The sequence below is a fragment of the Paenibacillus sp. FSL R5-0486 genome (genome assembly GCF_037975155.1).
GTDB classification, from domain to species: domain Bacteria; phylum Bacillota; class Bacilli; order Paenibacillales; family Paenibacillaceae; genus Paenibacillus; species Paenibacillus amylolyticus.
The window spans coordinates 7,137,577-7,161,058 of record NZ_CP150237.1 but is presented as its reverse complement, the minus strand read 5'-3'; the positions used below and the strand labels follow the sequence as shown (position 1 = coordinate 7,161,058).

The window sequence follows — 23,482 nt, the reverse complement described above, 5'->3', positions numbered from 1 at the left end:
AACAAAAAAAGAGCCGCGCATCATGCAGCTCTCTATCTGATTTTAACGCCCGCCCGTATTGGAAGCCCAGACAGGAATCCAACTGTTCGGATAATTGCTATTGGTCAGGGTTGTGTTATAGAGAACTAAATTCCCATCACTTTGCATGACCAGTGTATCACCTGTTGTGTTAGCAGGTAAGCTGCTCCCGTGATGACCTGGAATCCATGAGGTGGTATTGGGAGACCAGGCAGCTACCTGTACAGAAGTATCAATCATCAAAACTTTATCCCATCCCCAACCGGTGTAATATTCGAATTTACCTGTAGCCGGGTTGAAACCATATCGATAACCATATTGGTAAACGTCTTGATATTTCATGCCATATTTATACATGACAGGTTTCCCGTACTGTGATTCAAAATTGAACGAAAGAGCCCCACTGTTACTAGTTCCGCTACTCCAGAGAGAAGAACCGTTTTGATAGATAACAAAGTTCCCGTCATTTTGCCAGATGGCTGAGAACCTGCCATCTTGGGAGGTGAGATAGTCACCCTTTGCCATGCTTTGGCCGATCGTGAGTTTATCTCCAAGATAGCCAGCAGAAGCTGTTGCTGGTACGGCAAATGCAAGAATCAACAAGCAAGCCATAAGAACTCGAAAAGATCTGGGAAAAAGTCGTTTGTTCATTGGACACGCTCCTATTTTTCTTATAATGGTTAAAGTTAAATGCATAGAACAACAAATCCTTACAGCTATTGCATGTTTCTGCGTTGTATTCAGTCAGGAGCGGTGAGGTAACACGTCCCCATCTGGTGTAAAACGGGAACTAAGATCTAAAATGCTCCCAACGGTCACCTCCTTTAATAGAAGTGTGAAAATCTTTGATACATATTATGTAATGGGATGTGTGTGTTTTAGGAGATGGAAGCTAAGTGTTTTTTAGTAGAGGAGTTATATCATCAAGTAAAAATACATACTTTATTTTCCATTATAGCAACAAAAAATATAAAAGCCATATTTTTCTATATGAAATTTTGAATCTATTACTTACAACCAATGCGTTATAACTTCTCGTCTCCTGAGCTAGAAAAAAACCTATTATTCGCTTGAATAAATTGAAGCTAAACACTAATTTTGGTGCAGATCGAGATATAGGTATTCATCTCCTCTATCAATCTCTCAACTTTTTACACCCATTTTATATATTTAATGATTTTTATGAATTGAACTATGGTAAAATATCTCAGGATCTAAAATTGGAGAGGGGTTTTTTCATTCATGTTTTGGAAAAAAGTTTTGGGTAAAAGCACACTGCGTGTAGCTACCGCTGCACTATTACTCACGCAACTATTGGGCGCAGCAGGTTCTGTCTCTGCCGCAGGTAACGATGTAGAAGTACACTTGATTGGAATCAATGATTTCCACGGTCAGTTAGATACCACATCAATCGTGGGTGATAAGAAGGCAGGAACGGCTCCAATTCTAGCAACCTATCTCAAAGAAGCTCAAGCCAAATATGAACACTCCCTACTCTTCCATAATGGAGACTCTGTTGGTGCATCTGCTCCAGCCTCATCTTTGGATCGTGACGAGCCTACCATGGAATGGATGAATATGATGGGCTTCGATGTAGGGTCCTTAGGGAATCACGAATTCGACCAAGGTGTCGCTGCTTTAAAGGCACAGATCTTTGGTGGCCTTGATCCAAAAGAAGGTAAGGTAACGCATGCCGGTGCAAAATTTGATTACGTCAATGCAAACGTGATTGAAACTGCCACAGGAAAAACATTGATTAAGCCGTATGTGATTAAAGAAGTGGGCGGAGTCAAAATTGGATTTATCGGACTAGTGACGAAATCAACACCTGCCAAAGTATCTCCATCTGGGACAGCTGGCGTACGTTTCTTAAGCGCAGAAGAAGAAGTGGAAGCCGTTAATAAATATGCTAAAGAATTGCAAGACCAAGGTGTAGAAACGATCATTGTTTTGGCACATGATCCAGCAACAACCAAAGAAGGCGTAACCACTGGAGAAGCAGCTGATCTGGCAAAAGCTTTACCAGCGGACTCCCCTGTTGACGTTATCGTTGCAGGTGACAATCATGCTTTGGCTAACGGTGAAGTGAATGGAAAGTTGATCGTTCAAGCTTATTCCTATGGTACGGCGTTTGAAGATATCAAGCTGATGATTGACCCTGCCACCGGGGATGTAACTGAAAAATCAGCGACTGTTACAACGACTTTCCAAGAGGGAATAAAAGAAGACCCTGAATCTTTAGCTATTATTAAAAAATCATTAGACAAGCATCCTGAGCTGACGAAGCCAGTAGGTACAACGGACGGTTCTGTTACCCGTACAGATGCTTATAATAACGAAGCCCCTCTAGGCAACCTCATTGCAGATTCAATGCGTGAAGCAGACTTTGGGGATAAGGCCAGTGCTGCTGACTTTGCATTTATGAATCCAGGCGGTATTCGTGCGGATCTGCCACAAGGCGATGTGACCTTTGCTGATCTTGCCAAAATCCAACCGTTTGGTAATACTCTAGTAAAACTTGAGCTGACTGGCGAACAGGTTAAAACCTTGTTGCAGCAGCAATGGGGTACCAATGCTGACGGTACACCTAATACCAAAACACTCCAAATCTCTGGTTTGAAATACACTGCAGATTTCGATAAGCCGGTCGCAGAACGCGTTACAGGTCTCAGTCTGGAAGATGGAACAACGATTGATCCTGCAAAAACATATACGGCTGTAGTTAACAACTTTATGGCTGCAGGTGGAGATAACTATAAAGTGCTGCTGGATGCTAAATCATCCCTGGCAGGTCCTATCGATCTGGATGTATTCTACCAATACATCGTAGACACGTATAAAGGCGGTAGCATCGAAGCTAAAAATGAAGGACGTATCACAAACCTGGCTGCATCTACCGAGCCAACAGAAACACCTGTAACAACAGAAGTCATTTCTCGTGCTGAATTTGTAAGTGCTCTGGTTGACATGTTGAAACTTAACGAAGTAGCTACAGCACCTGCATTCAAGGATGTTGCGGCTAATGCTGCATATGCAGATGCGATTGCTGAAGCTATGCATGCTGGATTCATTCAAGGTTATGGTGGAAACTTCTATCCTGATCGGGATATCACACGTGAAGAAGCTGCTACCATTCTTGCTAAATTGGTAAAAGATCAAGCGACTGATAAAGACGCTGCTACGATTATTGCTAGTTTCGAAGATGGTAAATCCGTGTCAGCCTATGCAATTAAACCTATGGCAAAACTGATTGACAAAGGTATTTTTGCTGGAACTGATCAAAAATCACTTCAACCTAAACATGGTCTTACAACTAACGATGCAAAAGCATTGATTGAAAAGGTTGTTGCAGCAAAAGCTTCATAATGTAGAACTTATTCAAACTTTATATTAAAACAGAGAAACACATCCTATCGGGCGAATGAGCATTCCTCTACGGATAAACCCTCTCATCAAGTAGTTCTTTAATTGGTGAAAAGGGTTTATCCAGGAGAATGCCATATCCCAATTTAGGATGTTTTTTTATGCTTAAAATCCACGATTCTATGGAGAAATCTATGTCTGAATTGGCTCTATGGTTTGGTTACCGTTTAGTGTTCAGAATTTGGTAAGGGCTCTAAAGTAAAATGGTAAGGCAAGCCATATGAACTTGATGAATTTTATCAGTTTCTGTTGTAAGGATGGAATGGCCAAAGGAAAGGGAAAAAGTTTCTGGTTGCTGCAAAAATTTTAGAAGTGGAGGAGATTTTCGTTTGAAACAAAAACGCAATATAGGTAAACCGTTATTGTCTTTATTTCTGGCAATGTTGCTCGTCTTGCAGACAGTGATATACTCCACCGCCGCATATGCGGAGAGTGTGCCAACCGATTCCGGAATGGAAGCGGTCATTGAATCTGACTCACCGAGTGCCGACGAACCACTTTCGGTACCTGAGGCAGTGAACGACGAACCGCTTTCGGAACCTGAGGCAGTGCAAGAGGAACCGCTTTCGGTACCAGAGGCAGTGAACGACAAACCGAATAATTTCGTAGCGATGGCGGCAGTCCCAACGGACAAAACAGCGGTATTTATGGAATCTAATTCAACTTTTCCGCTGGAAGTGACACAGGGGAATGCTGTTATTAATCCGAACGGTATTATTCAGGGTAGACAGCCCTTTACGCTCAAATCGGAAGGTCTCAAGGTACCAGTGAATGGTGATGACCCAAATCCAACTAATGCAGATCCTGAGAAATACATCCAAAAGGGTGACTGGATCGAGCTGAAAAGAGAAGATTACTTCAAGGAAGTGGTGCTGCCAACAGCTACTAAAACCTTGAATGCACAGACGGAATCAGGTACAAAACAGCTGGGTACCGCCTATTTCACTCCAAATAGCATCAAGATTGTATTTAACGGTGAAGATAATTTTTTCAATGGTGTTGGACGAGGTATCGCCTTCAGCTTTGAATCTACTGCCAATGCAGATATAACGGGACTAGCGTATGGCGATAAAAAGCCGATCAACATCTTTGGTGGTGCATATCAGCTAGAGAACCCAGATGTTACAGCAGAGTATAATATTACTTTAAGCTCGCCTGGAATGATCAAATGGGATCAGTATAGCTATCGCGGAATTCAACCAGCACAATTTGTTGAGGGAGCTGTTACCTGGCAGTCAACCGTATCTGCGTTTGATCAGTTTGATAAAACAATCAAATTGCCACTAGACGGAAAGACATTTTGGTATAATACCAGCTCTGGAAATGCCCGCGGCACCTATATGGAGGAATCATTTAAAGTAAATGACCAAAATGTAACTCCAGTCGTTGGTCCAGACGGATCGCTGACTTACATTTTTCCACAGGGAACAGGTCTAGATCCAAAGGTTGAATATAAAACATGGATTTCAAAGGAAGCTTATTATTACGAGTATCGGAATCCGCCAGCTAATCTCGGTCGCAGCCACCGGGTTATGAATGGCAGAGTGGAACTGAGAAAAGACAATGATCTATTGGTCCATTCAGGTTTGGAGATTTCCTTTGCTCCCGACTGGATTCAAGCCAGCGCTTCGTATGACCATGCGAATGAAACCATTACATGGAAGATCGCGGTTAACCAATATAATAAAAAAGGGTTAAAGGACTTTACCATTACAAATGTATTACCGGCTGGGCTGGAATTTAAATCGGCTGCATGGCAGACATGGGTAGATGGCGCTGTATCTGAAGAAACGCCAATTACACCAGATTCAAACGGCGTGTATTCCTTCGGGGATATTAACGGAAAAGTCGAATTGTTGATTAAAAGCAAGGCAATAAGTGGTTCCAGCTTCCAAATTGACCCTCGTGCCAACTGGAATTTGGATACACCAGGTGTTATACAGAACAACGATGTAATGACGGGTAAAAGACCTATTGCGGTGACAGATGAGGCAGTCGTCAGCATTGGCGCACACACGTTTACAAAAACAGGCGCAGTATCAACCGAGGATTATAACCTGGGCAGTATCACGTGGACCGTTAATCTAGCACCACAGTATGCCTTACCTAACGCGGTAGTATACGATGTCCTTGTGCATGGCGGTGACTTGAACGTCTTGGACAACGCTGTAGATGAAACCAGCGAGGTGAGTGCGGAGACAATTGCGAAAATTAAAGCAAATATCACTTCTGCGCAGCTTTGGAAGCAGTACAAAGCGGGAACTCTGAAGTCGAATGCAACCGGATTGACGATGAAAGCTATTCCATTAACCGTGGACGGTAAAGTGGTGGCGGATTTGATCAAGGTGACCGGATACACCGAAGAAGCGGCATCCTTCAGCTTCCGTGCACTTGAGACCAACCCGAACATTCTCTTCAGACAGGATATTAACGCAGGGAAAACTGTTTCGAATCGGGCTTTGCTCATTGATGGCGAAACCGTAAAAAAAGCAGATAACAGCGCCAACCTACACATGCATATGTTGAACAAGGATATGCTCTTTGCTTCGAGGCCATTAAAAGTAGATGGTACTTTTGACAATGTGACGCCGAATAACGTTAGCAGTTACATTAGAAATGATAACAATGAAGCATGGACAATTTCTGGCTATGACAGGACAACCAAGACGGTCACATTCCGTTTAGGGGTTAATATGCCTGGATATAACACAGAAGAAATGGCTAAGGATGGCGGTAATCGAGTCATTAGTAATATTAAGCTAGTGGATACACTTCCCGAAGGCTGGGAATTCGTTCCTTTCTCTGAAACTAAGGATTTTGAGCTTTGGAAAGGATTTTCGGACAATGGTGCAGGAACAGAATATGGTGTTAGAAACGATGCTAGAACTCTAATTGAACCAGGTACTAGTTCTCATGTAGTCCATTTTTCACACATTGGAAACGAGGGTACTTTCACCTTCTCCAAGTTGGAAAGTCCTTATATCATTCTGGTGAAAGCAAGACCTTCCAACGATGCTCTACAGAAGTATTTAGAGGAATACACCATCAACGGCACGGACAAACAGGTGCTGTATAACAAAGCCGACCTTCATATGACATGGGGTGGAGTGGAGAAGGTTGTCACCGAACAGCGCAAAGTTATTGTACCTATTCAGACCCTTGGAAAGTCGGTAACTAAGCCAGTTCCAGGAGTGCTGGAATGGACGGTGAACTATAGCCCGCCATTTAACATGAAGCAGGGTGTTTATTTGCAGGATACCCTGGGTGCAGGCATGAATTTGCGTTATGAAGAAAACGGAAAGCTTGTGCTGACATCACCTAGTATGGCAGTCTATCCTGCTAAATTGACCGCAAGCGGGACTCTTGAACGAGAGGGCGCAGCACTGGACCTCAGCGACCCGAATGCTGAAGTTCAAGTAGAAGCTGTACCAGGCGCAGGTGGCACTACGGTTCTAACATTTAAAATGGACGACCCTAATCAGCTTTACCAGTTTGTGTACCAAACAGAAGTTGATCCATCTACAGCGAAAGCTGGAGACACAATGGGCAACGAGGTAAAACTGGAGGGCGATGACAATCTGAAATCTGTCAGTGCCAGAAGCGAAAGCACGCTGGACAGTTCGGACGTGGCCGGCAGTTCAAGTTCCAATGCTCTGTTACCTCTGAAAAAGGTAGATCCCAATGGCAATCCGCTAAAAGACGTAGAGTTCACACTCTATAAGAAAGACGGCGGAACTATAATCACCAAAGGAAAAACCGATAGCGGAGGGAAACTTAATCTGCTATTCCCTGATCCAGGGTATTATGAGCTGAAAGAAACCTATATTGACACCAATACTTGGCTGCCAACTACAAGAGTATACCAAGTATATGTAGGGAATACGCCAGGGAAGCCCATCTGGGTAGACGGGGTGAAATTAACCTCTGATAATCCGCTGATCGTGCCTACACCGGCACAAGGCAAGCTGACTATTACCAATAAGGTGGAAGGCAACGGCAGTGATCCGGACAAAGAGTTCGAGTACACCGTGACCATCACCGGCGAAGGTAAGGACAGAGAGTATACCTATAAGAAGTCGGATGATACGTTTGGCACGATCAAGAGCGGAGGCAAGATTACCCTTAAGCACGGGGAATCTGTGACGTTCCCAGCCTTGCCTGCGGATCTGGTCTATACCGTAAACGAGGCTGATTATACATCCGTTGACGGTTATACGACGATACCGGGTACGAGAGAGCTGTCTGGCTCAATCGTGAATAAAGGTGATCACAAAGCGGACTTCATCAATGAACGGATCGTTAACAAGCTGACCATCAGCAATACGGTCATGGGCAACGGCGGCGATAAAACGAAGGAGTTCGAGTACACCGTCAACTTTGAGGATACAGGCAAAGAGGAAAGTTACTCTTACTTGAAGACGGACGGCAGCACAGGTTCGATCAAGTCCGGCGGTAAATTCCGCCTTAAGGATGGAGAGGCACTGGATATTTTGGGTCTGCCTAAGAATCTGAAATACACAGTTACCCAACAAGATTATACAACCGATGAATACATGACTACTCCTGAGGAACGGTACTATACCGGAGTCATGAAAGGCATTGATGAAGATGCCCCATTCACGAACGTGCGAGTCTTGAAGGGCGGCCTATTAATCAGCAACACAGTTAAAGGCAAAGATGAAGACAAGAAGAAGCTGTTTAAGTACACGGTTGCCTTCACCGGCGAGGGATCGGACGAATCCTACGTCTATGAGAAATCAGACGGCAGCAAGGGTATGATCAAGAGCGGTGAGAGCTTTGAGCTTACAGATGGCCAGACGCTCATTGTCCAAGGGCTTCCAACCAATCTTCAGTACAAAGTGACCCAAGATGATTATACGCAAGATGGCTATGTGACTGATCCAGAAAGTCTCATTCACATGGGCACTATTCCAGAGAAAAAATTATCTGAAGCACATTTTGCCAATACCCGACCGTATCTGGAAGGCGTGTTGCGTAACAATAAAACAGGAGAAGTCATTCCGAATGCACCGATTACGGTAACCGATCTGAAGACAGGCGAAGAGATTCAGACGCAGACGAATGAGAAGGGTGAATATTCAATCCCAGCCGTAGCGGATACCGACTATACGATCAGATATACGAAGATGTATCGGGTAGGCGGTAAGGATGTACCTGTTGAGTTTACGCAGAAAGCAAATGTGAACAGCAGTGTAACGGACGAGACTGTTCCAGCGGACATTACGGCCGTGGGGATCATTCTGTTCAAACAATTGGATGGAACAACAGTGCTATTCAACGATTTGTTGACTAGCCAGATGCATATCTATTTGAAAGACAAGGATGGCATCTATGTTAAGGAAAACGGCCAACCTAAAGCATTTCCTATGGCGTCGAATGGAACTTTCTCTGTGGAAGGGCTAAGCGAGCAGAAGTACACAATGGAAGTTCGCTATCAAGCTGAGACAGGTGAGGAATTGCTCCTCAAAGTAGCGCAACTTGACGTTAAAGCTAACGGAGAGCTGAATATTTCAGAGGAGTTAGTCGACCCTTACGGTACCGTCTATGATGAAACGACAGGAGATGCCGTCACTGGCAAGAAAATTGATGGAGCCAAAGTTACACTGTATTATGCGGATACGCAGCGGAATAGAGATAACGGCCGCATTCCGGGTACGAAAGTAACGCTTCCAAAGGTTCCAAATTTCCCGCCGTACGACAACGAGAGCCCGGAGCAGAGTAGTGATGCAGATGGCTTCTATGCGTACATGGTGTTTCCTGAAGCGGATTACTATCTGATCGTAACGAAGGACGGATACGAAACGCACACAAGTGGTACTATTTCAGTCGATTTTGACATTGTCAGGTACGATGTGCCAATGAAGCCAATTAGTTCTGGTGGCGGCAATGGTAACAATGGAGGCGGCACCGTAACGCCTGGTCCAGGCACCGTAACGCCAGATCCGGGCACGGTAACGCCAGATCCAGGCACGGTAACGCCAGATTCGGGCACCGTAACGCCTGGTCCAGGCACCGTAACGCCAGATCCGGGCACCGTAACGCCTGGTCCAGGGACCGTAACGCCTGAACCGGGCACTGTAACGCCTGAACCAGGCACGGTAACGCCTGAACCAGGCACGGTAACGCCTGAACCAGGCACGGTAACGCCTGAACCAGGCACCGTAACACCTGAACCAGGCACTGTAACGCCTGAACCAGGCACCGTAACGCCTGAACCAGGTACCGTAACGCCTGAACCAGGCAATGGTAACGATCAGCTTAAGAACGATAGCAACGAGTTGGACGATGCTCCGAAAACTGGAGATAACAGCGTATCGCCATTCTTGTATATGATTTTGGCGCTGATGTCCTTAATGACGATTGGGTTCTGTCTACTCGGGTACAAGAAGAAAAAGTACATCCAGTAATGGAAGGGAAGGCGGTAAGAAAAATGAGCAAAACTAAAAAAATTCTTATCGCTGTTTCCTTGCTTGTGTTGGTATTTTCACTTGTCAGTCTTGCGAGGACTTTCTTGCGAGACTATGCCGAGAAGCAGAAAATCGAAGAGTTAACAAAGGTTTGGAAAGAAGGATTAGAACAAGGTGGAGGGGATGCAATCCCCTCCCTTTTGTTCAATAAAGGCAATGAGCCGGTTATGCTTCCCGAATTTCGAGATCTTTACGAGAGGAACTCAGACATCGTCGGCTGGCTGAAGATTGACGGTACCCGAATTGAGTACCCGGTCATGCAGAGCCCACAGGATTCGGAGTACTATCTCAATCATGATTTTGATAAAAATGGAAACCAAGGTGGTCTTCCTTTTTTGGACGAGTCTAGCCGGGCTAATAGTTCGGACATTTTGCTGATTCATGGACATCACATGAAAAGTGGTTGGATGTTTAAAGATTTAATGAAGTACAGGAACGAAAGCTTCTATCAAGAACATGCGACGTTCCAGTTCAGCACGCTTTACGAAAAGGAAGAGTATGAGATTGTTGCCGTTATTCTGTCAAAAGTTTATCGCAAATCGGACGACGTGTTTAAATACTACCAGATTGAGAATGTAAGTACGCCCGCCGAGTTCGATTCATATGTTCAGAATATCAAACAACTCTCTCTTTATGACACAGGTGTAACAGCACAGTATGGTGACAAGCTTATTGTGCTGTCCACATGCGAGTATTCAACCGAAAACGGTAGGTTAGCGGTGGTGGCTCGAAAGCGTTAATTGACGATGCTGAAAAACAAAATCAATCTGCTTTATTTCGCGTTCTCACCTTAGAGGACGCGATTTTTCTTGTCCCCGAAATAAGGTGCTCATGGACATGTGGCTTGAGGAATTACGCAGATCGATAAATTCTGACGAATCCAACGAGTATCGAGGATGTATACATTTGAGATGAGGACATGAAGGCCACTCCATCGTTGGGGTGGTCTCTATGCTGATCAACGACGCGGACTGGAAGGAGACGCTTTTGATCATATTATGGGGTTAAATCGACAAATCTATGTTTCTATGATAGGGTTGAAGCATCCCATAGGCATTCTACTCTTCGGAGTAGAGTGCCTTCATGTATATTATGGGTGCTTACATTAAATGTATTTTAAAATCAATTGGATCGTATATGGAGGTGGTGATGCTATGTTTCTCTCTTTAGCCCCAACAGGGGATGGTTGGATGAGTATGAAAAATGTGAAAATATCATTTAATAAAGAGGAGCGAACATAGCATGACTACTAGTTTTCAAGCGGAGAACCGCATTCCATTAAATACATCCCGACTTAGGGATTTACGTAAATCCGGGCGTTTGCCAGGTATTGTTTTTGGCAAAAATACGGAGAATGAAATGATTCATATTCCAACAATACAATTTCAAAAATGGTTGAAGCAGGGTACGTCTGGTTTTATCGAACTGCAGTTTGAAGAGAAAGACTCATTGACTGTATTGTTGGAAGATCTCCAGCGTGATCCAGTTACACGGGATTTACTTCATGTGGATTTTCAGCAGGTGCAGACCAATGAGATCCTGCGTACTAAAATTCCTGTCAAGTTCAACGGCACACCGATTGGTACAAAACAGGGCGGAGTCGTGCAAGTTCAATTATCTTCTATTGAAGTGGAGGCATTGCCGAGACACTTGCCAACGTCGATTGAATTTGACATTAGTGCTATGGAACTTGGAGAAACGCTACATGTAAGTGATGCAACGTTTGCTCCAGATGTGACGGTGATCTCTGAGGGGAATGAGTCTCTTCTCTCTGTAGTTAAACCTTAACAATTCCAAATTCGCAAAGCTGAATAAGTCAAAATTAGCCGTACGGGTTATCATCCGTACGGCTAATTTGTGCTGATTACGAGATGTTGGCGTGCTCCCATCCTCACAAGGCGGGTAGTCTGGAATTCACCTCACGTATGTCTTTTGCTCGCGTACAGGCGCAATGATCCTGATATTTCGCTACCTTTTCAAAGTTCATTCGCAAAATTCAGGTGTAAAGTAGGTAGACTCAGGAAAGGTAATCACTATAATGGAAATAAGATACATATATAGCTGAACCTGACCCGCTAAGGTCATTGGCATAACATTTCTAAACAGGGCGGTGAGCGAAAAGAAATGGACAAATTAAAGAATAGCGGATTCTATAAACTGAGATTCTTCATCACTCCTAAAGAGTTTAAAAGCCTTTTGCAGCTTTTGGAGCATCGGCAAGCGCAATTCTATCGTACCAATGTTGCCCGAACAGAGCATGATTATAATCAGGTGTACGAGGAGTATCAGACGTTCTATCAGTATTTTGTGGCAGGAGAAAAGAGAGAGGACATCCATCCCTTCTTTGTTTACTCTATTTCTATTGCATCAGATCAAGAAAGTTCAGGATTTTTTGTAAGAAATGAAGGGGTTTCTTTTCCTTATCACGGACAATGGGCAGAGGATGAACTGCCGTGTATCTTGCTTTCATTTCCGAAAGGTTTTCAAGTTAATGTGGAAGATGAAAAAGGAAAATACTATATATATGAGGATATCCGGGACCATAAGCCGCTGACCTATGCATTTTTCGATGAAATAAGAGACTCTATCAAAAAAATGACCAAATCCCTTCGCTTCTCAGCCCTTGATGCTGATGCGATGAAGGAGCAAAAGCCCTCTGTGCGTATAAGCCATGATGCAATGCACGAATTGAGCCAATCGTGGATATTCAATAAATATGGACTTGTGATTCATGGCAAATAGGAGGGGGACGAAATGATGTTCGCCCTAAAGCTTATCTGTACCTGGGTACTGCTAGTTGCCTCATGTTCCGCAGTGTGGTGGAGTTTCAGAACAGAAAAGCTTATAACCATCTCTTGGCTGGCGTTTCTGCTACCGGCTGTCTTCCAGCTTGTTACGGCTTTCCGGATTGGTCCAGGCCAAGCAAAGTCACTCATCGTGTTTGGGTGCATCAATCTGGTGTTTGCTGCCCTTGTGGGTGCAGGTGTCTGGTATCTAGTCCAAATAGCCAATTCATATCGAAGGGGCAAATGATCAACGAATGGAAAGGGGAACTCTAATCGTGAAGCCAATGCAAGAAATAGAGCCGCTGGCCATAGAGATCGCCGCTGCCGCCAGAACGTCTTTTTGTACTCTTTTTGAAAATGGTGAACGTTACTATTATTGTACGTTATACACTACTGGCGAGGGACATGCGCCAAGCATCTCTGCATGGTCGTGGGAAGCTTTGGCGTTGGAGTCGGCTAGGCAAGCAGAGGAAAGTGATACGCCGGTATCTACGATTGCGGATCTCATCAAATGGTCGTATGCGGATTCCCCCTATTGTTGTTTTGGGGATGATCACTTTGACGGTGTCAAACAACGATATAACGAGCGTCCTTTCATTGCGGAACTGGAAAATGATGATTGGAATCGCGAGTTGGATGTGAGGCTGAACGCCATGGAGCTGGCGATGAAAATGCTCGATGATGAAGGCGTGTTTGCCTTAAATCAACCGCGAGAGTCCGTATGTGTCCTTGTTGAAGTCATGCCGCCGGATGAGATCAATACCGAAATTGCCTTACGTTTAAATCGAGCAGAATCTCCGGCTATGCAAGCATGGTTGGCGGAGGCGGCAGAATAGAAGCATCTGCAATGGGGGAGTTTTGACCGTCTATGATGTACCGTTTCGACTCAATTGGCCAATAAGATGATACTAATAGCAGATCTATAATTCGCGAACCACCTTTGCACAGTAAAGGGTGGTTTTTTGTGTTTGAGTTATGACATCAAGCTACTAGTTTTCCTCTACCACTGTACAAACACACTTTTTCTGCCTTGTCCACATTTATACCTCACCAAAACTATTTAATTGCATTTAATAGATTATCAATACAAAAGGAGGTTTTGAGAATGGGAAATAGAAGACCTGGAGCACCTAGAGGTGGTTATGACCCTGTTCAGATCTATAACTCGACTTCGTTTAATGCGAGTGGAGTAGTGGAGTATGCATCCATTTTTTGTAGCAACGATAGATATAGTGTTCAGCGTGACGAGACTTGGAGATCTTCCGACCGTGGTGTGTGCCTGGTAACTAGAATCACCGCGACGGTTAGAACACCAAGTGGAAATATTGAGGCTGAACCGTATACCTCTTCTGGTACTTCGTACAGCCAGTTCGCCATTATACAGGTGGGGGTAAATCAGTTCCGAGTGACACGTGTTACAAGTGCGATTAGAAAATGCCGGAAATAACTGAAGAGGGTTAATATCGAGATTAGGTACGAAACATGAAGAGACGACTTGCCCGGGCTAGCAGGCAGGTCGTCTTTTTTTCGTTTTAATGTTTCTTGTACCATAATATTCTGCGGTGCATCGAGGAATCTTTCAAAAGTCGGAAAGGGCGTATGGCTGGCTGATAATTGCCTTCGATAATCCAAATTCGCCGTTTCTTGTCGATGGCTATATCGAACCCGACTTGTCTAAGCATAGGGTAATGCTCTCCCAATCGTTTGGCAGCTAATCGTGAAACTTGTTCCGCTCTGACAAGTAAGCGCCGATCTCCAATTCGAGCCAGTCTCAGTGCTTTAATAACGGGAATGGGGCGGTTATTCACATTGGTGACTTGGTATCCTTGTGCTGCGACTTTAGCATAGGAACCGGTCACGTTCCAAGTGGACGAGGAACCCTTTTTGCGCTGAACCATGATCCGAATGTCGAACGGCCTGTGTTTAATTTGAGCAAGCTGCAGACGCTTTTGGACAATGTATTCATCACTTTTGATTGTTTGTTCGAACCATTCGAGTAACTGCTCGTTGTCTCTCATGGTGACTGTGTTATTTTCATTTTGAATACGATAAGCATTTGCACCGCTTCGTTTAATGAACAGGATACCCCTTCCGTAACTGCCATTACGAGGTTTCAGTACAACGCTGGGATACTGAAGAAGCATCTTCGTTAGCGTATCCTTCTCAAGCAACTGTGTTTCTGGCAAACGTTCAGCGAGAGAGGGCTCATCGCGCAGAATGCCATACTGCAACCATTTGTCTCTTTCAAATAACATTGGAATCACAGCCTTTTTCAATCGTCTACGGTAATTTTAATTCAAATTCGTGATCCGCATAAGTGGCCATTCGTCCAGATTTGTAAGTCGATGCATGTCCAATCGGTCGATGGAGACCGAAGATGAACTTTTGCGAGAAACGACTGCATTCTGGGGAGGAGTTCATTCACGCTTCGAGTGGCTTCTGGATACGCAGGCGCATCTCTATCACCACCGTGGATAACGGCATGCCATGCTGGTACATGTGCTGAAACGAGAGCCGAATGTACAATTGTTTGAGTAGTGCTAGAGTAACCCTCAACTAGTATTTTTAGCCTATGAATTAGCTTATAAAAGAGTGCGACTTTTTTACCAATATATATACAAATTATTCGTTTACTGTATGCCTTTTCGATGTTATACTCACAATATTCAAAAAGAATCTGTGAAAATATGTCGAATTGAGGCTTATCAGGATGATTATAGGTAGACAAAACGGCGAAACGATCATCCTCATTCCATCGCTTGAACCGGATGAGAGACTTCCAGCCTATGTACGGCAATTGCGAGAGTATGGATTTACTAATATTGTTATTGTGGACGACGGATCTGGTGATGCGTACCAGTCGATTTTCGAGGAGCTTCGCGAGAACGGTTGTGCTTTGCTGACACATACGGAAAATCAGGGGAAGGGTGCAGCACTCAAGACCGGATTTGAGTATATTGGGAAGCAATTCGACGCATCTTCCTTCGTCGTAACCGCTGATTCAGACGGACAACACGCAGCTGAAGATGTATACCGCATAGCCCAAGAAGCAAGGTTTCATCCGGATTCGTTGGTGCTCGGGGTAAGGAACTTCAGCGAGGGGAATATACCTCCAAAGTCCCTGTTAGGCAATCGAATGACCTCCTTTATTTTTGCCATGCTGTATGGTAAAAAACTGTCAGATACCCAGACTGGGCTTCGTGCCTTCGGTCCAGGGTTACTTGCGTTTATGCAGGATGTTCGCGGCACTCGATTTGAATATGAGCTGCAGATGCTCATCTCGTGCATTCAGTCTGGCATACCGATTCATACGATGCCAATCCAAGTCATTTATGAGAATGGCAATGCAGGCACTCATTTTAAAGCGATCCAGGATAGTGCTCGGGTCATGGGGGTGTTGTTCTCCAATTTCCTGCGGTTCATTTCATCATCGGTGGCCAGTTCGGTTGTTGATTTGGGCATCGCCTGGTTTTTGATCGACGCGTTACGGCCCGTATTGGGTGAGCAGCACTATTTAAGAATTCTGCTTGCAACCGTGATTGCGAGAGTTATTTCCATTGTGGTCAACTATGTACTGAACAGACACTTTGTATTCCGCAAGGAGGATAGCCGGGGCAGTCTATGGCGCTATCTAACGTTATGCGGAGTAGTGATCTTGCTGTCCAGTACCGGTGTATATATATTCCATACCGTTCTCTTCGTAGATGAGAAATTGGCGAAATTCGTCTGTGATGCCTTGCTGTTCCTGCTCAGTTTCCAATTGCAGCGAAGATGGGTATTTGCAGCAAGGAGGAAGCAGTTGTAGTGCAAAACGAAAAAAGGCAGAATATCTTTTTTGTCATCACGATGATCCTGATGTCGATTTATTTGGTATGGCGTACGTTCTTTACGTTGCCATGGGGTGAAGGCGTTCTGAACGTCATTTTTGGTATGCTGCTGATTGTGGCTGAGACGGTCACCGTACTGACAACCTTTGAATTATTCTTTCAAAAGATGCAAAAAGAACGTACACAGCTCGACTTTCCAATCGTTCCGCCGGAGTATTATCCGGATGTGGATGTGTTTATTGCTACGCATAATGAGCCCGTTGATCTGTTATATAAAACCGTTAATGCCTGTACGTTCATGGATTACCCGGACAAGCAGAAGGTTCATATCTATCTCTGTGACGATGGAGCAAGACCTGAGGTGGAGGAACTTGCCAGACAGTTTGGCGTGGGATATCTGGGGTTCCCCGGAAACAAGGATGCCAAGTCTGGTAATCTGAACAATGCACTGAGCAAAAGCTCTTCGCCGCTCATTGCAACGTTTGATGCGGATATGATTCCGCAGCACACCTTTTTGATGAAAACGGTACCCTATTTCATGCTCTCCACGTTTATTAAGGAGAATGAGGTATGGCGTCCTCGCCGAGAGGACGAGATGGACCCTAAGTTCAAGCTTGGTCTGGTACAGACCCCGCAAAGCTTCTACAATCCGGATCTATTCCAGTTTAACCTGTATGCAGAGCAAGGTATTCCGAATGAACAGGATTTCTTCTCCAGAGAAGTGAACATCCTGCGTAATGCCTCCAATGCGGTAGCCTATACAGGAAGTAATACGATCATTTCCCGGCAGGGCATGGAAGACATCGGAGGTTTTCCACTCAATACAATCACCGAGGACTTTGAGACAAGCATCCGCTTGCAGCAGGAAGGTTATATTACCTATGCGACTCAAGAGGTTCAAGCTGCCGGGCAGACAACAACAACAGTGAAGAGCATGATTAAACAACGGATTCGTTGGGCACGGGGTATCATTCAGAGCCTGCAGAATACGCGTGCACCTATATCGGGGAAGCTTCCCTTTTGGACGAGAGTAACCTACTTGAGTAGTTTCTTATACTGGTGGTCCTTCTTTAACCGCTTGATTTTCATTTTGGCACCTATTTTATTTGCGTTATTCGACTTCCAGATTGTAAATACAACCTTCTGGCAAATCTTAATATTCTGGCTTCCATCTTATTTCTTCTATAGTCTATCCATGCGATATCTGTCCAGCAATATTCGGAATCAGCGATGGAGTCAGGTTATCGATACCATATTTATGCCTTATCTGATCTGGCCGGTTCTCCTGGAGACACTGGGTATTCGTGAGAAAGAGTTCAAAGTTACCAACAAAAGCAGAGCAAGCGGTCGACAATGGATGTCTGCTCTGTTATATGCACTTCCGCATATCTTCTTGCTGTTGCTTTCCATTGCAGCTGTCATTCGGTATGTGAATGGCAAGTACGGCATTGCGCTGTTCTTCAGCAGTATCATTATTTTCTGGCTGATTCATAACATGATTGCATTGTGTTACGCCCTGTTCTTCATGATCGGCCGCCGTGCGTATCGGGAGACAGAACGGATTCGGGCGCAGGAAGATGTCACGATTCACGACCAAGCCAACAATCTGCGTTATCAGGCCAAGACGGTGGATGTATCTGAGCAAGGTATTGCCTTCTATGTCCCATATCCCATTTATTTGGCCGAGCAGAAAATCATCTCTCTGGTTGTCAAAACCGACCGGTATGAGGCCAATCTCGATGCAGTCATCGTTTATGTGAAACAGGATGGAGAGGGCTGGCGTTACTCCGCAACGGTTCAGCCGATTGATGAGAATGATAACCGCCAATACATGCAAATCATCTACGACCGTAAACACTCGTTGCCAGAGCAGATGAATCTGTGGGATACGGCTTATGACGATATGTTACGTAACGTGAAAAAACGGATTGTTCAACCCAGATCGGATCAGCGAAAAATGCCGCGGCTTTCCCTTCAGCTTCCAGTTCATTTCACCAATGATGCTAGCTGTACGCTGCGCAGCTTCAATTATCGTTTCTTCTCCGCGACGGGTTTCCATGGTGATATTGCGGCAGGAGCGGTCGTTACTTTTTATACGAAGAGTAATATTGAAGTCATTTTGCAACATACGGGAAAAACGACAGCTCGTGAGCGCGAAGTGCTTCTCTCGGTGGAGAATATCGATGATATTGTGGAGAAGGGCCTGATCGACCAATTGTTGACTGATTTGATTGAGCCACATTCCGATCGTTCCACCAGAGAGGGTTAGGAGAGATAAAGATGCTCATTGTGCTTCATTTTGTGATGGGAGTTTTATTGATAATCTCCTTTGTTGGTTATATGCAGTTTGTTCGGAAGACATTTGCACTACGGTGGGAGTTTATCCCTGTATTTGTGTTTTCCTCGATTGCCTGCATCGTATATTTCGCTGGCTTGGCAGGTCAGCTCTTTATAGGAAGTATTATCGTGATGATACTCGGCTTGTTTCTTTTTAGAGATACGCTGGTTCGAGCTGTCCGACGAGGGACCAAGCCGAATGTATTGTTCTCGTTATTTCAGTTTTCTTTTCTGGGCGGAACGTTCATCTTTTTGCTGATTCTGTTCCAAAATCAATTGACACACTACGATAATTTCTCGCACTGGGCTATTGTATTGAAGCAGATGTTGAGTACAAATGCCTTTCCGACGCCAGACTCCAATCTGATTGATTTTAAAAACTATCCGCTCGGGACTTCGTCATTTATTTATTATGTCTGTCGCTTCATGGGGCATTCCCAGTCCGTGATGCTTTTGGCACAGGGTCTACTTATCTTTTCCTGTTTTTATTCCATGTTTGGCATTATTTCGGAGAAGAAACGTTTTCTTCTGTACGCTTTTCTCGGACTCGGGTTATCGACGCTTTCTTTTTTCAATCTGACGATTCGGATCACCAATCTACTCGTGGATTTCTTGCTTCCGATCTACGCACTCGCGATCCTGGCGGTTATTTACCAATATCGGAATGAGATCATGAAGGCATGTATTGTTGTTCTTCCGCTTGCCGGATTGCTGACCATCATCAAAAGCACGGGTATTATTTTCGCCGCGATCGGCCTGATCTTCCTGGTGTATACATGGTTGAGAAATGGGCAACGCTCGAACTGGAAAGTCGGACTGGCTGTGCTTGGTACCATTGGTGGTTCACTACTTCCGTATTTCGGCTGGAGCTGGCGAATGGCGACGGTGTTCCAAGGCATTAATAACAAGTTCGAGGGAACAGCCTCGGTGATCAAAGCGGGCAAGACGGGAGAACAGAAATGGGAGATTCTGACGCTCTTCTTGAAATCAAGCATAGATATCACGTCCAGGCCTGTGCTCGGCATTGTACTTTTTCAACTTATCGCGATCGGAGCTTCGGTATTTGCTATCGTTGTGCTCAAGAAGAAGTGGAACTTATGGAAAGCATTAATTGCTTTGGACGTTGTTCTGTTACTGTACTATGCGGGTATTCTGGCGTTGTATCTCTTCTCCATGCCATTAGATGAAGCCATTGTCCTGGCAGGCTTTGAGCGTTATGCATCGAGTATCGTGGTGCTGTTCGCCGGTGGGCTGGTGTTGTGCGCTGCGATCGACCTGGAGCGATCATTCCACTATCGGATCGGTGAGGTGCCTGATTATCAATCCTTTAAGACGGTCAAGACGAAAGGTCATTATCAAAAAGGCATTATCGGCTGTATGGCGGTTGCGGCGACCATCCTTTTATCGGAATACAACGGGATCGTCTCGATTGCCAAAACCTACGATACAACGCTCCCTTACAAGATTCATGCGGTTACCGGTGATCGGTGGTACTCAGGTGGGCAAGTGGATAATAATAGATATCTCTTCTACGCCTCAGACAGGGACCAGCAGGTCACGAACTATTACATGCAATATGTTGGGAAGTATTTCTTATATGCTCCACATGTGGACGGGATCGTGTTGTTCTATGAGGATAATATGGATAACCTTCTGAGCGGCTACGATTATCTGGTGGTTGTCGAGACCGATCTCAACGCCAAGTGGTTGCTGAAAAAACATTATGGCATCGACATGCAAGAGGGGATTTACAAAATCACCCGTGCCGGGGATCAGATCGTTCTTACGTTGACTTGAGATCATAGATGTTGAGATCCTGTTCCGGGTATCCGGTCAGGTTAGATGGAATACATGATTGTATATAGAGTGTCCTTAAATATAGCCCGCTATAGCTAATACCTATAGCGGGCTATAACTCTTTCGTAGAACAGCTATTCCGATCGGATATGTTATATTTAATTCTATAATGATAAACGGGGAGATTAAAATATGAGCCTACAAACAGAACCTAAACAACGAACAGTCACTCCATTTCGATATGATATTGTTGGCAGTTTCCTGCGCCCGAGTACGTTGAAGGATGCCCGATTAAAATACCAGAACGGCGAAATTACCACGGAACAGTTGAATGAAGTGGAGAATGCCGAGATTGTAAAACTTGTACAGAAGCAAAAAGAGGTTGGCCTTCAGGCTGTAACGGACGGCGAATTCCGCCGCTCTTGGTGGCATCTGGACTTTTTCTGGGGACTGGATGGTGTAGAGCGGACGATCATTGAGGAAGGCTACCGATTCAACGGTGCGACATCCAGACCGGAAACAGCTCGTCTGAGCGGCAAAATCAGCTATAGCAGTCATCCATTTGTAGCGCATTATGCCTTCTTGAAAGAAGCGGCTGGGGAAGACGTTGTTGCCCGTCAGTCCATTCCAGCAGCAGCCCAGTTCCTATTCGAATTGGACCGGGCAGATAATAAGGAAAGCACACAGGCCATCTATCCGAACCGCCAAGAGCTTCTCTCGGACATTGTCGGAGCGTACAAAGCATCCATTCTGGCTTTTTATGAAGCCGGCTGCCGTAGCATCCAGATTGATGATTGCACATGGGGTGCATTGTGTGACCAACAGTTCATCACAGTGATGGAGCAGATTGGTGTTAATGTGGAAGAGTACGCCAATGAACTCGCAAAACTGAACGAAGATGTGGTATCTGGCCTGCCGGAAGACCTCGTGGTAACCACTCATGTCTGCCGCGGTAATTATGTTTCGACATTTGCAGGAGTCGGTGGCGGTTATGAGCCGATTGCGCAGACACTTCTGAGCATCGATAACTACTCTGGATTCTATCTGGAGTTTGATACGGAACGGGCTGGTGACTTCAAACCACTTCGTTTCCTGAAGGACAATCAGCAGGTTGTACTTGGCCTCTTCTCTTCCAAATTCGGAGAGTTGGAGAACAAGGAAGATATCCTTAAACGGATTGAGGAAGCTACACAATATGTTGATCTGGATCGAATCTGCCTGAGCCCACAATGCGGCTTCGCTTCCACGGAAGAAGGCAACCATCTGACCGAGGAACAACAATGGCGCAAGCTTTCCTTCATTAAGGAAATTGCTGAAGAGCTTTGGAAGTAACATTTGCAGCGTCATTCATCATTTACGCATGTGTTATGTATAAGAAAAAATCGCTAAAAAGCCGTACGGACCATCATCCGTATGGCTTTTTGGTGTAAATCCTCATTGTAGAGTGGATGTTTGATCAGAGTTCATAACAGCCAATAGAGTGAAGCAATGGGTAGAGATGAGAATAACGGATTAGGCAAACGGCATGACTGAGTAAGAGGTGTGGTGGACCGAAATAAAATAGCGACAGCTAGGACAAAGGGATCTTTGTCGCAACTGCCGCTATTTGTCTATCTCGCATGATATCGCCCTTTAGGCACCACCATCGGTGATCCCGAAACGGGGTCTTCTATGACTGTACATTCCAATCCAAAAATGTCTTTAACCTGTGGGGCGGTTATCACCTCTGCGGGCTTACCCTCAGCCACAAGTTTCCCGGTATGAAGCACAGAGGGTTACATTCCTTGATGAAGTAGTCCATTATCCGTTCTTAACGGAACAGTTATAGGATGAGAGCAGGAGGGGTTCTATTAAATTAGGATGAAAATAATATCCATGTATTACATTCCAGATCATGGTATATTTGTATTATTAAATAATGTAAGGAGATTCTACATGCATAATCAATTCATCAAAAAGTTGATCGTACTTTGTTTGGTTTTTGTATTATTACCGGCAACGAGCGTTTTGGCTGCGTCGTCACTTATTAAGGACCCGGTCTTGGCCAAAGTTATTCGAGCAGATCTGAAGATGTCGGCTAAGAAGGAAATAAAGGCTGCCGATTTGAAAAAATTAAAATCTCTATATGCTATGGAATTAAAAAGTAAGATTTCTAACCTGCAAGGTCTTGAACATGCCGTTAATATGACAGATTTATTTTTGCCTGGTCAAAATGTAAAAAATATTAAGCCACTCAACAAGTTAAAGAAATTGACATTCTTAGCTGTTGAAGGCAATCAGTTTGCAGATATCTCGCCACTTTTAGGTCTGACTAGTCTGCAAAATCTGGTTATGGACGATAACAAAATCAAAAGCCTGGCTCCATTAAAAAATATGCATAAGCTGACCAGTTTGCTCGCCAGTGGTAATCAGGTGACTGATCTAAGTCCTCTTCAGAAGTTAAAGCTGGAATGGGTCATTATGAACGATAATAAAATTCAAGATCTGACACCTTTCAAGAACCATCCAACCTTGGAGTATCTATATGTAGAAAATAACCTCATTGAGGATATTGCAGTGCTCGAAACCATCCCACATCTAACAGAAGTATATTTGGCTAACAATCCGCTGAATGATCGAGCAGAACAGGTTGTGAAAAAGTTGGAGAAGAAAGGCGTCCTTGTAAGTCTGGTAAGCGAAGAAGAAGAAGCGGATCAGGCGAAGTAGTTTTGATTAGAGAAGATGTATATGTATAGTAAGAAGAAGTAATCCCTCGTCAATAGTGAACAAAAACAAAGAAGGCCGCAGAAGATTCTGACGGCCTTCT

General features: G+C 44.6%; 15 protein-coding genes and 1 pseudogene. 13 read left to right on the top strand and 3 right to left on the bottom strand.

The window, feature by feature from the left end; all coding sequences use genetic code 11:
* Positions 1-42 precede the first annotated feature (42 nt).
* Positions 43-669, bottom strand: coding sequence for a hypothetical protein (locus MKY01_RS31595; protein WP_076252121.1), 627 nt, complete (start codon positions 667-669; stop codon positions 43-45).
* A 591-nt stretch (positions 670-1,260) separates the two neighbouring features.
* On the opposite strand from MKY01_RS31595, the gene MKY01_RS31590 reads away from it, so the two are divergent.
* The 8 genes from MKY01_RS31590 (at position 1,261) to MKY01_RS31555 (ending at position 14,162) form a co-directional block, all read left to right on the top strand.
* A complete protein-coding gene (locus MKY01_RS31590; RefSeq protein WP_339284903.1) occupies positions 1,261-3,384 on the top strand; it encodes a 5'-nucleotidase C-terminal domain-containing protein in 2,124 nt (707 codons plus the stop codon).
* Between the two features lie 386 nt (positions 3,385-3,770).
* Positions 3,771-9,869 carry a carboxypeptidase regulatory-like domain-containing protein gene (locus tag MKY01_RS31585; RefSeq protein WP_339284901.1) on the top strand — a complete coding sequence of 2,033 codons (6,099 nt, stop codon included), beginning with the start codon at positions 3,771-3,773 and terminating at the stop codon, positions 9,867-9,869.
* Positions 9,870-9,892: 23 nt separating this feature from the next.
* Positions 9,893-10,669: a class B sortase gene (gene srtB / locus MKY01_RS31580; RefSeq protein WP_127547478.1), complete on the top strand. Its 777-nt coding sequence runs from the start codon at positions 9,893-9,895 to the stop codon at positions 10,667-10,669.
* Positions 10,670-11,171: 502 nt separating this feature from the next.
* Positions 11,172-11,717, top strand: a complete 546-nt coding sequence (locus MKY01_RS31575) for a 50S ribosomal protein L25 (RefSeq protein ID WP_127547476.1) — start codon at positions 11,172-11,174, stop codon at positions 11,715-11,717.
* A 336-nt stretch (positions 11,718-12,053) separates the two neighbouring features.
* The gene (locus MKY01_RS31570; protein WP_339284898.1) at positions 12,054-12,671 is read left to right on the top strand and encodes a hypothetical protein; all 618 of its coding nucleotides are present in this window, start codon (positions 12,054-12,056) and stop codon (positions 12,669-12,671) included.
* A 12-nt stretch (positions 12,672-12,683) separates the two neighbouring features.
* Complete coding sequence (locus MKY01_RS31565; RefSeq protein WP_100526859.1) at positions 12,684-12,962, top strand: hypothetical protein; 279 nt, start codon at positions 12,684-12,686, stop codon at positions 12,960-12,962.
* A 37-nt stretch (positions 12,963-12,999) separates the two neighbouring features.
* On the top strand, positions 13,000-13,551 hold the full coding sequence (locus tag MKY01_RS31560) for a DUF4303 domain-containing protein (RefSeq protein WP_255319795.1): 552 nt from the start codon (positions 13,000-13,002) through the stop codon (positions 13,549-13,551).
* Positions 13,552-13,820: 269 nt separating this feature from the next.
* Positions 13,821-14,162 carry a hypothetical protein gene (locus tag MKY01_RS31555; protein WP_047841001.1) on the top strand — a complete coding sequence of 114 codons (342 nt, stop codon included), beginning with the start codon at positions 13,821-13,823 and terminating at the stop codon, positions 14,160-14,162.
* A gap of 85 nt (positions 14,163-14,247) precedes the next feature.
* On the opposite strand, the gene MKY01_RS31550 is transcribed toward MKY01_RS31555, so the two are convergent.
* Entirely contained in the window at positions 14,248-14,970 is a 723-nt protein-coding gene (locus tag MKY01_RS31550) for a YheC/YheD family protein (protein ID WP_127547470.1), read from the bottom strand.
* A gap of 455 nt (positions 14,971-15,425) precedes the next feature.
* On the opposite strand from MKY01_RS31550, the gene MKY01_RS31545 reads away from it, so the two are divergent.
* The 4 genes from MKY01_RS31545 (at position 15,426) to MKY01_RS31530 (ending at position 22,008) form a co-directional block, all read left to right on the top strand.
* Positions 15,426-16,520, top strand: a complete 1,095-nt coding sequence (locus MKY01_RS31545; protein WP_339284895.1) for a bifunctional glycosyltransferase family 2/GtrA family protein — start codon at positions 15,426-15,428, stop codon at positions 16,518-16,520.
* Positions 16,520-18,811, top strand: coding sequence for a glycosyltransferase family 2 protein (locus MKY01_RS31540; protein WP_339284893.1), 2,292 nt, complete (start codon positions 16,520-16,522; stop codon positions 18,809-18,811). The genes MKY01_RS31545 and MKY01_RS31540 overlap by 1 nt, the downstream gene beginning before the upstream one ends.
* An 11-nt stretch (positions 18,812-18,822) precedes the next feature.
* The gene (locus MKY01_RS31535; protein ID WP_339284892.1) at positions 18,823-20,676 is read left to right on the top strand and encodes a hypothetical protein; all 1,854 of its coding nucleotides are present in this window, start codon (positions 18,823-18,825) and stop codon (positions 20,674-20,676) included.
* A gap of 192 nt (positions 20,677-20,868) precedes the next feature.
* Positions 20,869-22,008: a 5-methyltetrahydropteroyltriglutamate--homocysteine S-methyltransferase gene (locus tag MKY01_RS31530; protein ID WP_036671834.1), complete on the top strand. Its 1,140-nt coding sequence runs from the start codon at positions 20,869-20,871 to the stop codon at positions 22,006-22,008.
* 278 nt (positions 22,009-22,286) lie between these two features.
* Here the strand turns inward: MKY01_RS31530 and MKY01_RS31525 are convergent.
* Positions 22,287-22,433: pseudogene (locus MKY01_RS31525) on the bottom strand (ABC transporter ATP-binding protein); the annotation flags it as partial.
* A 178-nt stretch (positions 22,434-22,611) separates the two neighbouring features.
* Here MKY01_RS31525 and MKY01_RS31520 point away from each other — a divergent pair.
* Positions 22,612-23,382, top strand: coding sequence for a leucine-rich repeat domain-containing protein (locus MKY01_RS31520; RefSeq protein WP_339284891.1), 771 nt, complete (start codon positions 22,612-22,614; stop codon positions 23,380-23,382).
* Positions 23,383-23,482: the final 100 nt, after the last annotated feature.

Bases quoted from the DNA above. Each gene is read 5' to 3' on its own strand.
- MKY01_RS31595 (WP_076252121.1), bottom strand. From the start codon at position 669: ATGAACAAACGACTTTTTCCCAGATCTTTTCGAGTTCTTATGGCTTGC.
- MKY01_RS31590 (WP_339284903.1), top strand. From the start codon at position 1,261: ATGTTTTGGAAAAAAGTTTTGGGTAAAAGCACACTGCGTGTAGCTACC.
- srtB (WP_127547478.1), top strand. From the start codon at position 9,893: ATGAGCAAAACTAAAAAAATTCTTATCGCTGTTTCCTTGCTTGTGTTG.
- MKY01_RS31575 (WP_127547476.1), top strand. From the start codon at position 11,172: ATGACTACTAGTTTTCAAGCGGAGAACCGCATTCCATTAAATACATCC.
- MKY01_RS31570 (WP_339284898.1), top strand. From the start codon at position 12,054: ATGGACAAATTAAAGAATAGCGGATTCTATAAACTGAGATTCTTCATC.
- MKY01_RS31565 (WP_100526859.1), top strand. From the start codon at position 12,684: ATGATGTTCGCCCTAAAGCTTATCTGTACCTGGGTACTGCTAGTTGCC.
- MKY01_RS31560 (WP_255319795.1), top strand. From the start codon at position 13,000: ATGCAAGAAATAGAGCCGCTGGCCATAGAGATCGCCGCTGCCGCCAGA.
- MKY01_RS31555 (WP_047841001.1), top strand. From the start codon at position 13,821: ATGGGAAATAGAAGACCTGGAGCACCTAGAGGTGGTTATGACCCTGTT.
- MKY01_RS31550 (WP_127547470.1), bottom strand. From the start codon at position 14,970: ATGTTATTTGAAAGAGACAAATGGTTGCAGTATGGCATTCTGCGCGAT.
- MKY01_RS31545 (WP_339284895.1), top strand. From the start codon at position 15,426: ATGATTATAGGTAGACAAAACGGCGAAACGATCATCCTCATTCCATCG.
- MKY01_RS31535 (WP_339284892.1), top strand. From the start codon at position 18,823: ATGCTCATTGTGCTTCATTTTGTGATGGGAGTTTTATTGATAATCTCC.
- MKY01_RS31530 (WP_036671834.1), top strand. From the start codon at position 20,869: ATGAGCCTACAAACAGAACCTAAACAACGAACAGTCACTCCATTTCGA.
- MKY01_RS31520 (WP_339284891.1), top strand. From the start codon at position 22,612: ATGCATAATCAATTCATCAAAAAGTTGATCGTACTTTGTTTGGTTTTT.